Annotated in this window: 10 protein-coding genes; 5 read left to right on the plus strand and 5 right to left on the minus strand. The window is 61.5% G+C overall.

All coding sequences use genetic code 11. The features are described from left to right. Positions 1–318: 318 nt before the first annotated feature. The 4 genes from H3T89_RS05610 to H3T89_RS05625 all read left to right on the plus strand — a co-directional run bounded on the left by H3T89_RS05610 (position 319) and on the right by H3T89_RS05625 (position 4,723). Positions 319–1,629 carry an ABC transporter substrate-binding protein gene (locus tag H3T89_RS05610; RefSeq protein ID WP_198216468.1) on the plus strand — a complete coding sequence of 437 codons (1,311 nt, stop codon included), beginning with the start codon at positions 319–321 and terminating at the stop codon, positions 1,627–1,629. Positions 1,630–1,660: 31 nt separating this feature from the next. Next, on the plus strand, positions 1,661–2,596 hold the full coding sequence (locus tag H3T89_RS05615; RefSeq protein ID WP_024627639.1) for a carbohydrate ABC transporter permease: 936 nt from the start codon (positions 1,661–1,663) through the stop codon (positions 2,594–2,596). A 20-nt stretch (positions 2,597–2,616) separates the two neighbouring features. Next, entirely contained in the window at positions 2,617–3,498 is an 882-nt protein-coding gene (locus H3T89_RS05620; RefSeq protein ID WP_046322455.1) for a carbohydrate ABC transporter permease, read from the plus strand. 100 nt (positions 3,499–3,598) lie between these two features. Beyond that, positions 3,599–4,723, plus strand: a complete 1,125-nt coding sequence (locus tag H3T89_RS05625) for a glycoside hydrolase family 172 protein (protein WP_232348500.1) — start codon at positions 3,599–3,601, stop codon at positions 4,721–4,723. A 20-nt stretch (positions 4,724–4,743) separates the two neighbouring features. Here H3T89_RS05625 and H3T89_RS05630 read toward each other — a convergent pair whose 3' ends face one another. Both H3T89_RS05630 and cysS read right to left on the minus strand, forming a co-directional pair. After that, entirely contained in the window at positions 4,744–5,757 is a 1,014-nt protein-coding gene (locus H3T89_RS05630) for a LacI family DNA-binding transcriptional regulator (protein ID WP_198216470.1), read from the minus strand. Positions 5,758–5,760: 3 nt separating this feature from the next. Beyond that, complete coding sequence (cysS, locus tag H3T89_RS05635; RefSeq protein ID WP_198203659.1) at positions 5,761–7,338, minus strand: cysteine--tRNA ligase; 1,578 nt, start codon at positions 7,336–7,338, stop codon at positions 5,761–5,763. Positions 7,339–7,429: 91 nt separating this feature from the next. On the opposite strand from cysS, the gene H3T89_RS05640 reads away from it, so the two are divergent. Then, complete coding sequence (locus H3T89_RS05640) at positions 7,430–8,155, plus strand: type 1 glutamine amidotransferase (RefSeq protein ID WP_198216471.1); 726 nt, start codon at positions 7,430–7,432, stop codon at positions 8,153–8,155. A 2-nt stretch (positions 8,156–8,157) separates the two neighbouring features. Here H3T89_RS05640 and H3T89_RS05645 read toward each other — a convergent pair whose 3' ends face one another. From H3T89_RS05645 to ilvN, 3 genes are all read right to left on the minus strand, one after another. Next, positions 8,158–10,122, minus strand: a complete 1,965-nt coding sequence (locus H3T89_RS05645) for an ABC-F family ATP-binding cassette domain-containing protein (RefSeq protein WP_198216472.1) — start codon at positions 10,120–10,122, stop codon at positions 8,158–8,160. 63 nt (positions 10,123–10,185) lie between these two features. Next, complete coding sequence (locus H3T89_RS05650; RefSeq protein ID WP_198216473.1) at positions 10,186–10,845, minus strand: sugar O-acetyltransferase; 660 nt, start codon at positions 10,843–10,845, stop codon at positions 10,186–10,188. Between the two features lie 30 nt (positions 10,846–10,875). After that, a complete protein-coding gene (gene ilvN / locus H3T89_RS05655) occupies positions 10,876–11,430 on the minus strand; it encodes an acetolactate synthase small subunit (RefSeq protein ID WP_015021375.1) in 555 nt (184 codons plus the stop codon). Positions 11,431–11,441: the final 11 nt, after the last annotated feature.

Raw genomic sequence — 11,441 nt, forward strand, 5'->3', positions numbered from 1 at the left:
AAAATTCGATACTGCTGGGCAAACGGCTGTACTGCTTTTGGTGTGAGTAGTTCGGCAATAATGACTGAACATGGGCGTGGGGATTATTGCTCGGGGAGTGAGAGAGTTTGTGAGGCTTGATAAGAGAAGACCTGAGCCTTATATTGTGTTCTCTTGACATGACCCGTGACAAGCTTCTATACTAAATCGAAACGATTCGATATCTCGAGTGCATCGACGGAGATGGTCAACGCTCAGCAATGCACCCGAAGTCGAAACCTTTCGACATGTTGAATCGCAGTAGATGGATGCAAGGATGCAAGGAAGTTAGGAGCCATCATGAAGATCAGAAGAGGGATCGGAGCGGCCTTGGCCTTGACCCTGTCGATCCTGCCACTGGCGGCCTGCGGATCGGGGGGCGACGCTCCCCAGGAAGCCCATCCGTCCAGCATCAAGATCTGGTACTACGAAGAGCCCAGCAGCGGACAGGCCCGGGGCTGGCTGAAGGCTGCCGATATCTTTACCCGGCAGACGGGCATCAAGGTGGACTTCGAGGTCAAGTCTTTCACGCAGATCGCCCAGAATGGCAGCCAGTTCCTCAACTCGGACGACGCTCCGGACGTCATGGAGTCCAATCGCGGCAACGGCTCGGCCGGGGTCCTGTCCACCCTGCAGCTGCTGACCGACCTGAAGCCCTATGTGCAGAAGTACGGCTGGGACAAGAAGGTGCGCGGCCAGGCAGCAGCAGTGGGCAAGTACGACAAGCGCGGCGTCATGGACGGGGATACCTGGTACGGGGTTTCCTCCTACGCGGAGATGCAGCGCGTCTACTACAACAAGGACCTCTTCGCCAAGTACAAGATCCCCATCCCGCAAACCTTTGACCAGTTCGTGGCAGCCCTCAAGGCCTTCAAGAGTCATGGGGTCACGCCCATAGCGGCCGATGCCCAGGAATACGGGGTGCTGTGGCTCTGGTGGCAGCTGGCCATGACCAAGGCCGATGCCCGATTCGTCGATGACTGGCAGCTCTACAAGCATCCAGTCAACTGGCGCAGCAAGCCGCTGACCTTCGCCACCAACACCATCCGCGACTGGATCGACAAGGGATACATTTCCAAGAACGCCACCGGCATGAAGGCCGAAGACACGACCACGGCATTCATCAAGGGGACCTATCCCATCTACCAGACCGGTACCTGGAACCAGACCCGCTTCATGGAGCAGGTCAAGGCCTTCGACTGGACGGCATCCATCTTCCCAGGGGCCAGGATGGTCGAGGGTTGTGCGGGCAACCTGCTGGTCATTCCGCAGAAGTCCCGGCGCAAGGATGCCGCAGCCCGTTATATCAACGTGGTCCTGTCCAAGGAGGTTCAGAACTACATCGGCAACAAGGGCGGCGTGCCGGTGGCGGCCGATACGGACGCCATCACCAACCCCAAGAGCCGTGACCTGGTCAACGAATACACCAAAGCCTCGGACGCCAGCCGGATGAGCTACTACCCCGACTACCCTGCGCCCAACCTGACCGACGCCATGCCGGCCGCCTTCCAAGAGCTGGTCAACGGCACCAAGACCCCCGACCAGGTTCTGGACACCCTGCATAAGAACTACGACGACGGCGTCGCCCAGCTCGATCTGGATGACGACTGAGTTGCGTCAATCCGCCAAGGAGAGTACAAGCATGTCTGACACACATAGCAGGAAGAAGGCGCAGTCCCGCATACCGGGCAGTGCGCCCTCGCGCTTCGTCCCTTATCTGATTCCCGGTCTGATAGGCATTGTGGCCATCGTCATCGTGCCCATCTTCTGGAACATCTACTTGAGCTTCACCCGTTGGAGGGGGGTGGGGCCGACCAAATGGGTGGGTCTGCGCAACTGGCGACGACTCATGGGCGACTCGACCTTCTGGGTCTCCTTCGGGCACACCCTCTGGATCATCGTGGCCATCGTCATTATTCCCACGGTTCTGGGTCTGCTGATCTCCTCGGCCCTGACCGATGTGATCCAGAAGAAGTTCGGCCCCCACACCTCTTCGACCCTGCGGGCCCTCTATTACCTGCCCCAGGTCCTGCCTGTGGCCGTGGCCACCATCATTATGGGCTGGATCTTTCGGCCTGAAGACGGAGCGGTCAACGACCTGCTGACCAAGATCGGCCTGGGTGGCCTGGCCCATAACTGGCTGGGTTCGACCACCACGGCCCTGCCCATCCTTATGGTCATCCTGATCTGGATCCAGCTGGGCTATCCCATCGTCATCTTCATGTCCGGACTGCAGCGGGTGGATCCCGAGCTCTACGAGGCGGCCAGCCTGGACGGGGCCAACTGGTGGCAGAAGTTCCGCGTCATTACCCTGCCCTCCATCATTCCCGAGCTGCTGGTGGTCATCCTCACCTCCACCATCGGCGCTCTGAAGACCTTCGCTCCGGTCTATCTGCTGACCAAGGGCGGGCCCGGCACCTCCACCATGGTCCCCTCCTACTACTCCTACAACCAGTTCTTCCAGGTGCAGCAGGTGGGCTACGGCGCCGCCATCTCGACATCCCTGACCGTGGTCATCGTCATCTTCTCCATCGTCTTCACCATCGTGCAGAAGCGCGTGCAAAAGAGCATCGCCTGAGGAAGGCAAGGAAGCACATCATGAATAATCAAGCTACACTGCAAGCCGACGCCCGGGTGTCCTCCCGGCATGCCCGTAGAATCCGCACCTGGGGGAACTGGGCCGGTCTGATCCTGCTCATCGCGGGAGCTGTGATCATGCTCTTCCCACTGCTGATCCTGGTCCTGAATGCCTTCAAGACCACGGCTGACTACAACGCCACGGGCCCCCTGTCCGTGCCCGCCCACTTCAGCATGGACGGCATCATCTCCTTCTGGAACAAGAGCAATTTCCCGCTCAAACTGGGCAACTCCCTGCTGATCTCCCTGGTGGTGGCCGTGGTCGGGGTCCTGCTTTCGGTCCTCAACTCCTTCGCCCTGGGCATCGGCAGGGTCAAGGGCAACACGGTCATCCTCCTGTTCATCATGCTGGCCAACATGGTTCCCCAGGAGGCCTTGCTCTACCCGCTCTACGTCATGTTCAAGTGGATGGGCTTCTATAACTCCCAGTGGTCCATCATCATCATCTTCACCATCATCCAGAGCGCCTACGGCACCTACCTGCTCTCCTCGGTCTACGGGACCTTCCCCCAGGCCATCCTGGAGGCGGCCACCGTCGACGGGGCCTCGCGCTGGCAGATTCTTCGCAAGATTGTACTGCCGGTGTCCTGGTCGACCATCAGCGTCCTCTTTGTCTTCTTCTTCATCTGGACCTGGAACGAGTACATGATCCCCATGGCCTTCCTGATGAGCGAGAAGACGCAGACCATCCCGCTGGCCCTGGCAACCATGCAGGGGCAGCACACCATGGCCGCCACTGACCTGGCCTCCGCCTCCCTGCTCAGCATCATTCCCACCATCATCTTCTTCATCTTCTTCCAGAGGAAGCTCTCGCAGGGAATAGTGGCGGGCGCTGTCAAGTAATCGCCGCTGCACAAGTACACTGAACATGGCCGCCTGCTGCAAGAAGGCAGAGGAGGGGGAGCGGGCGGCCCGAATATGAAAGGCAATCACAACCATGGGTATGACCATGCCGAACATCACCAACGGTCTTGAGGCGCTGACGCGCCCATCCGCAGACCGCACCCGCTGCATCAACGCCGAGAACCCTCGGGGAGGCAAGGGCAGTGCAGCCATGACGGCCAGCAATCTCGGTCCATCCAGAAAGGGGACCCCTTGCCTCAGGAACATTCCTCCCGGGCAGGATATGGTCCTGGCCGATCTGTCCGGCGCGGGCGAGATCCGTCATATCTGGATGACCGTGACCGATGCCACCTCGCCCACCGGGCCCAACGTCCTGCGCAATCTGATCCTGGAATGCTACTGGGATGGCGAGCAGACACCCTCGGTTTGCGTGCCCTTGGGCGACTTCTTCTGCTGCGGTCACGCCCAGGCCTGCAGGGTGGAGTCCGTGCCTGTGGCCGTCTACCCGCGCCGGGGCTTCAACTGCTATTGGCCCATGCCCTTCCATGACGGGGCCCGGATTGTCCTGCGCAACCGGCACAACGAACCCATTGAGGCCTTCTTCTACCAGATCGACTATGTGGAGAAGGACGAGCTGCCCGAGGAGGTCATGACCTTCCATGCCCAGTGGCGCCGTCAGCGGGTCACCGAACTTGGCCAGGACTATGTGATCCTGGATGGGGTGCATGGCCGGGGCTCATACGTGGGCACCTATCTGGCTCTGACCGCTCTGGAGAGCCGCTGGTGGGGGGAAGGCGAGGTCAAGGTCTACCTGGACGGAGACAAGGACTATCCAACCTGGTGCTCCACGGGAAGCGAGGACTACTTCGGCGGTGCCTGGAGCTTTGCCGGGCAGGACCCGGATGGCAGGATGCGCGAGGTCACCTACAGCGGGGCCTACATGGGATTTCCCTTCCACTCCAGGCAGTTGGACAACCGCGAATCCCAGTACTGGGATGCCGACACCCCGGTGACCAGGGGGTTCTACCGTTGGCACATCCCCGACCCGATTATTTTCAACAGCGATATCAAGGTGACCTTGCAGCAGATAGGCGTTGACGAACAGGGCTACTTCGAACGTCAGGATGACTTGGCCAGTGTGGCTTACTGGTACCAGCAGGAGCCCCATCAGCCCTTCCCGCGAAACGTGCTGGAGACAGGGGAGCGGGACCGTCGGCCCCGGTGATTGGCTCAGGCGGCATCCTGCTACTGTCGGCTGATGGAGGCTCGATCAATCAGCGTGGGGCGCTCCAGTAGGACTCGTCCAGCCAGGGAAGCCCCCTCCTCCACAGCCTGGGTCAGCAGATCCGCAGCCTTGGCACACAGCGAGCGGGGGGTAAGTGGCATCTCAGAGATGCCTTGAAGCTCAAGAGTGGGGCTGGTCTTGCCTGCGGCGCAGGACAGAACAGCCACGTCATCGGGAATGCTTATACCGTCTGAGCGCATGCGGACCACCACGGTGTCCAGCAGGGAGGGGCGGATCTGGCCGATCAGGCCATCAATGCGGCCGTGATGGATGATGTTCAGCACCTGCTGGGTGTATGCCAGATCGCTGCCGGTAGGTCCCGGTTCAAGTTGCAGATCTATGCCCAGACGGCTGGCCCAGGTCTTGAGACTGCGTAGCAGGATGAGGCGGAAGCCGGAACCGCGCCGGTACTCGCCCTCCAGATCCTCCAGAAAGAGCAGGCGTTTGCGTCCCGCTCTGGCCATGGCTTCCACCGCCATACGACCCATCAGGTCGAAGTCCAGATCCACACAGGCACATGCTGTGTGCTGCCGAGGCAACCCCAGTGCCACGCAGGGGCGTCCATACGAGGCGGCCTGGGTGGCGCGGATGTCATCGTCCACCAGATCCATCAGAACCACGCCGTCGGCCAGATTGCTGCGGGTGACCCGCCGGATGTCTTCAGCGCCATTCTCGGCAGTCAGCAATAGGGAGTCATAGCCACGGGCATGCTCGCAGCTGGCCATCTCTATGAAGTAGTCCGCGTAGGAGGCCCGGTTCTGACCGGGTCGGAGCGGGGCGCTCAGAGCGACGATCTGATTGCGCTTGGCCCGCAGCATCCGGGCGCCGGCATCCGGGGCGTAGTCCAGTTCATCGGCGGCCTGCATGATCCGCTGGTAGGTTCCCGGAGAGACGGGACGCTTGCCGGAGAAGGCATAAGAGACTGTGCTGACCGAAACACCGGCCTTCCTGGCAACGTCGCGTATGTCGGACATGGGTTAGCGGCTCAGGTCCCAGGTGCTGCCAGCGGGTGTGTCAGCCACGGTCACGCCGGCCGCCGTCAGCTGGTCCCGGATGGCATCGGCCCGGGCGAAGTCATGATCTTTACGCGCCTGATCGCGTTCCCGCAACTGCTGGCCTACCAAGGCATCCAAGGTGTTCATGGCCCGATTGTCACTGACGGCTGCGGCTCCTGGCCAGTGGGGATCAAGTGGATCAAGTCCGAAGACATCCAGCATGGCTCTGACCTGGAGCAGGGCATTAGCCAGCCACTTGCGATCCAGGGCAGCCGGGTCCGAATCCATGGTCGCGTTGGCTTGACGAATCAGCGCATAGAGGGCAGCCAGGCCGCCAGAGACGTTGATGTCGTCATTCATGGCCTGCACAAAGTCTTCCGGCAGATCGTCCGCGTCCAGTCCAGTCACGCGGTCACGCTCGGGCTGTGCTCCCAGGATCCGACCGGCCCGGTCCACAAAGTTGCTGATGCGCTCGTAGGCGCCTTCGGCCTCCTGCAAGGATTGGTCTGACCATTCCAACATGGACCGGTACTGCACCGAGACCAGAGCGTAGCGCACCACCCAGGCTGGGTGCTGGGACAGCACCTGGTCCACGGACAGCCCGTTGCCCAGGGACTTGCTCATCTTCTCGCCCTTCTGGGTCACCCAGGCCGTGTGCATCCATCGATGGGCGAATCCCCAGCCAGCCGCGTGCGACTGGGCCATCTCGTTCTCGTGATGGGGGAATCGGAGATCAAGGCCGCCTCCGTGGATGTCGAAATCCGCACCCAGATAGCGGTGGCTCATGGCCGAGCATTCCAGATGCCAGCCTGGCCGACCTGTGCCGAAGGGGGTTTGCCAGCGGGCCGTGGGCGGATCGGTGGGCTTGGGTGCCTTCCAAAGTGCGAAGTCACGGGGGTCACGCTTGCCTGGCTCCTCCTCGGCATCGGTATTCTGCCCATCGGTGTCGATGCTGGGTCCCAGCCGGTCGTTGGCGGCGGCCTGTTCGTCGGCGGGCTGGGTACCGGTCTGCTGGTGGGTCAGGGCACCATACTCAGGCCAGGAGGCCACGTCGAAGTAGACGTTGCCTGATGGTCGGCCCTGCTCGTCGGGCACCACATAGGCGTGGCCGTGGTCGATGATGCGCTGGATCAGGTCGATCATCTCGGGGATGTGCCCGGTGGCCCTGGGCTCGTAAGTAGGTGGCAGGACTCCCATGGTCTCGTATGCATGGGTGAATTCGCGCTCGTAGATGTAGGCCCGCTCCCACCAGCGCTGGCCGTTGGCCGCCGCCTTGGCCAGGATCTTGTCGTCGATGTCGGTCACGTTCCGGATCAGGGTCACCTGGTATCCCAGCCTGAGCAGCCAGCGTCGGATCACGTCGAAGGCCAAGGTAGTCCTGATATGGCCAATGTGGGGCGAGCTTTGTACCGTGGCTCCGCACACGTAGATGCCGACCTTGCCCGGTTCAATGGGGCTGAAGGGGGTCACCTGGTGATCAGCAGTGTCATACAGACGTAGACCAGCTGCGGCCAGGCTGACTGAAGCCTTGGAATCATGCGGTTGCGAACTCGTATCCATATCCTTGAGCCTACCAAGGCTTACTGACCGTCCAAGGGGAAATGCCGAGCCCGCAGACCCGGTCCGACGGCATGTGTGCAAGAATGGAATCATGGCGAAACCTAGGGTGCTGGTGCTTCAGCATGTGGATTGGGAAAAGCCGGGTCGCATTCTCGACAATCTTCAGGAGTGCGGGCTGGACACCGAGATCACCAATATCGTGGATGAGAAGAAGCCCGAGTTGCCGCGCTCACGTGAATTGGCGGGGCTGGTCATCATGGGCGGGCCCATGTCGGCTGACGATTATGAGCATCACCCCGGACTCAAGATGGAGACCAAGCTGGCCAAGGCGGCGATGGCTGCCAACAAGCCCATTCTGGGGATCTGCCTGGGTCATCAGATTCTGGCGCACGCCCTGGGAGGCACCCTGATGAAGGACCAGGATCCCGAATACGGCATGGGGCCCATCCGCTGGGTGGGGCAGGACGACGACGTGGCCATGTGGAGCAAGAACACGGATGTGCTGCACTGGCATGCCGACCAGGTCACCCTGCCGCCGGGGGCCAAGCTACTGGCCCGCTCCCAGGCAACCAAGGTTCAGGCTTTTCGGCTTGGGTCAGCCCTGGGTCTGCAGTTCCACCTAGAGGTGACGGCGCCCATCTTCGAGGAGTGGATGCAGGTGCCCAGCATGGTTGGCACGATGAAGAAGTCCAAAATCGCTAAAATGCGCGACGAATTTATCAAAGGGATGCCGCAGATGCAACCTCTGGCCGACGCAATCTTCTCCGCCTTTGCAGCCCGGTGCTCGACCCAGGCCGCCCAGTTGGCTGCCGCCTGAGACTACTCCAGCTCCTCCCCGATGGTCAGCCACTCCTCCTCCAGCTGGTCCGACTGCCCGGTCAGATCCTTGAGCTTGCTGTTTAGCTCGTTGAGACCCTGATAGTCGCCGGGGTCGTGCTCAGCCATCTGCCGTTCAAGTTCCTTGCGCTGATCGGACAGCTTGGCCAGCTTGCGTTCGATGGCGGAGGCCTGCTTGCTCAGATTCCGTCTGGCAACTCGTTCGGCCTTGGCCTGATTGGGATCCCCAGCCTCCTTGGCTGATGTCCCGGCTGGTGCATCCGCAGCCTCCCGGTCGGCAGACTCGACCATATCCAGGTAGTCCTGGACACCGCCGGGCAGATGAACCACCTTGCCGTTGATCAGCGCGAACTGCTGGTCGGTCACCCTCTCCAACAGGTAGCGATCGTGGGAGACCACGATCAGTGTGCCGGGCCATGAGTCCAGCATGTCCTCCATGACGGCCAGCATGTCAGTATCCAGGTCGTTGCCTGGCTCGTCCATGATCAACACGTTCGGCTCGTCCAGCAGGATAAGCAAGAGCTGCATGCGGCGCTTCTGTCCGCCAGACAGGTCGCTGATCCTGGTCATCAGCTGGGAGCTTTCAAAGCCCAGGCGCTCCATCAATTGGCTCGGGGACACCTCCTTGCCCTCCACCAGATAGGTGGGCTTGTAACGGCTGAGGACCTCCTTGATTCTATAGCGGCCCAGTTTCTCCAGTTCATCCAGCCGCTGGGTCAGCACCGCAAAGCGGACCGTCTTGCCGACCTTGACGTGTCCTGCCGTGGGAGCCACACTGCCGTCGATCAGACCCAGCAGAGTGGACTTGCCCGCTCCGTTGGCGCCTACGATGCCAAACCGGTCGCCAGGGCCGATCAACCAGGTCACATCGTCCAGGACCTTGTGTCCGCTGATGGTAAGGGTGCCGGCAGCCGCAGTGCCCGGGCGGTCCTGGCCGTCCTCACCTGCCTTGTCGGGATCAGCGGCCACGGTCACTGATCCCATCAGAGGGCGTTCGGCATGAGGGGAGGGGACCCGGTCGTTCTCGTTCCCATCGACATCGGAGTCGGCCCCTGGATAGATCTTGGTCACGTCGACCAGGTCCACCACCTGTTTGCCCAGGCGGGAGGTGGCCATTCGCTTGAGTTCCAGGCTGTTGCGCATGGGTGGCACGTCGGCGATCAGCTCCTGCGCGGCCTTGACATGGAACTTCTGCTTGGTCGAGCGGGCCCGGGCGCCTCGGGTCAGCCAGGCCAGTTCCTTGCGGGCCAGGTTCCGGCGCTTGGTCTCGGCCAGATCCGCCTGGCGCTCGCGCTCGACCCGCTGGAGCATGTATGCGCTGTAGCCGCCTTCGAAGGGGTCGATGGTTCCGTCATGCACCTCCCACATGGAGGTGCAGACCTCGTCCAGGAACCAGCGGTCGTGGGTGACCAGCAGGAGTGCTCCGGAATTCTTGGCCCAGCGGTTCTTCAGGTGCTCGGCCAGCCAGTGGATGGTGAGCAGGTCCAGATGGTTGGTCGGCTCATCCAGGGCCAGGATGTCCCAATCTCGGAGCAGCAGCCGTGCCAGATCCACCCTGCGGCGCTGACCGCCTGACAGAGTACCCACCTTGGCCTCCAGTTCCATGCCGCCCAGGAGGGACTCGACGATCTCGCGGGATCTGGGGTCGGCAGCCCATTCATAGTCTTGTCGATTCTCCAAGGCCGCCTTGCGGACCGTGTCTTGGTCCTTCAGGGGATCGCGCTGGTCCAGCATGCCGAAGGTGAGTCCATTGCGCATGGTCACCCGGCCCTGATCCGGTTCCTGGGTGCCTTTCAGCAGGTGCAGCAGGGTGGACTTGCCGTCGCCGTTTCGGCCCACGATGCCGATCCGATCACCCTCGAAGATGCCCTGAGTCACATCCGTAAAGACGGTTTTGGTGGCGAATGACAGAGCGACGTGTTCCAGACCGAGATCATAGATGGGCATGATTCCCCAATCTACCGCCAGCCTTGGATGGAATGAGCTGTGGGCTTTTCAGGGGGGGGGGAGTTATTGGTCCTGGACGTTCTCCTGGTCACGCTGATGAATTCTGTCCAGGTAACCGGTTTCGTCCGCATCGGTGATAGGCCGTAGAACAGTGCATGGGTTGCCGACTGCAACTACCTGATCCGGTATGTCATGGGTGACGACAGACCCTGCCCCGATGACGGCTCCACGGCCAATCCGCACGCCGCCTAGGACGACCACGTGACCTCCCAGCCAGACACCCTGGCAGATTTCGATGGGTCGGGCCTGGCAGGCGCCAGCCTTCCGTTCCTCATAGTCCAAGGCATGGTTTGTGCAAAAGAGCCCCGCGCCGGGGCCTATCCACACGTTCCTACCTATGGTGATCGGAGCGTTGTCCAGCATGACGGCTCCGTAATTGATCAGAGTCTGGCTGCCGATCCGTATGTTGCAGCCGACCTCGCATCTGAAGTCCGGGTTGATGACGACATCTTGCCCCACCTGGCCGAGCAGGTCTTCCAGAATCCGTCGGCGTTCCTGCTTCTGCCCGGGGCCGGTCCTGTTGTATGCCAGAAAGAGGTTTTCCGCCCGTTCCCTTTGGCGATCGATGTCGGGATGGGTGTCCTGGTAGACCTGACCGGATACCATCCGCTCCCATTCGGCCCGGCCGGCCCGGCTCATTCCCGCCGTTTCATCGTCAGTCACGCGCACCACCTTCCAGGATTACAGGACCAATCAGCGGCCGGTGATCTGGGAGCCCAGCACCTTCTCGCTTAGGGCCCGGGGTCCCCGGGTTACGGCTACAGCGCCCGAACGGACCAGCTCGATGATGCCGAAGGGTCGCAGCAGCCGCAAAAGGGCTTCCAATTTGCCCTCGGCCCCGGTGGCCTCGATGGTCAGGGACTCGGGGTGGACGTCGACCACTCGTACTCGGAAGAGCTTGACAATCTCCAACACGTCGGAACGGTTGCGCTCGTTGGCTTTGACCTTGATCATGACCAGTTCGCGTTCCACGGCCTCATCGCCTTTGAGCTCGACGATCTTGAGCACATGCAGGAGCTTGTTGAGCTGCTTGATGATCTGCTCCAGGGGGACGGCCTCCACGTCTGCTGTGACCGTGATCCGGGAGATGTCGTCCCGTTCAGTGGACGAGACTGACAGTGAGTTGATGTTGAAAGCGCGCCGGGCGAACAGGCCGGCCACCCTGGCCAGGACGCCGGGGCGGTTTTCGACCAGGACGGAAAGGGTGTGCCGTTCGGAACCGGGCTTGGATGCTGGATAATTGGCCATGTGGTGCCCCT

This window comes from Bifidobacterium sp. W8114 (assembly GCF_016101165.1).
Classification (GTDB): Bacteria; Actinomycetota; Actinomycetes; order Actinomycetales; family Bifidobacteriaceae; genus Bombiscardovia; species Bombiscardovia asteroides.

What these genes read in the sequence shown, in the direction of transcription:
- H3T89_RS05610 (WP_198216468.1), top strand. Translation starts at nt 319, where the DNA reads ATGAAGATCAGAAGAGGGATCGGAGCGGCCTTGGCCTTGACCCTGTCG.
- H3T89_RS05615 (WP_024627639.1), top strand. Translation starts at nt 1,661, where the DNA reads ATGTCTGACACACATAGCAGGAAGAAGGCGCAGTCCCGCATACCGGGC.
- H3T89_RS05620 (WP_046322455.1), top strand. Translation starts at nt 2,617, where the DNA reads ATGAATAATCAAGCTACACTGCAAGCCGACGCCCGGGTGTCCTCCCGG.
- H3T89_RS05625 (WP_232348500.1), top strand. Translation starts at nt 3,599, where the DNA reads ATGACCATGCCGAACATCACCAACGGTCTTGAGGCGCTGACGCGCCCA.
- H3T89_RS05630 (WP_198216470.1), bottom strand. Translation starts at nt 5,757, where the DNA reads ATGTCCGACATACGCGACGTTGCCAGGAAGGCCGGTGTTTCGGTCAGC.
- cysS (WP_198203659.1), bottom strand. Translation starts at nt 7,338, where the DNA reads ATGGATACGAGTTCGCAACCGCATGATTCCAAGGCTTCAGTCAGCCTG.
- H3T89_RS05640 (WP_198216471.1), top strand. Translation starts at nt 7,430, where the DNA reads ATGGCGAAACCTAGGGTGCTGGTGCTTCAGCATGTGGATTGGGAAAAG.
- H3T89_RS05645 (WP_198216472.1), bottom strand. Translation starts at nt 10,122, where the DNA reads ATGCCCATCTATGATCTCGGTCTGGAACACGTCGCTCTGTCATTCGCC.
- ilvN (WP_015021375.1), bottom strand. Translation starts at nt 11,430, where the DNA reads ATGGCCAATTATCCAGCATCCAAGCCCGGTTCCGAACGGCACACCCTT.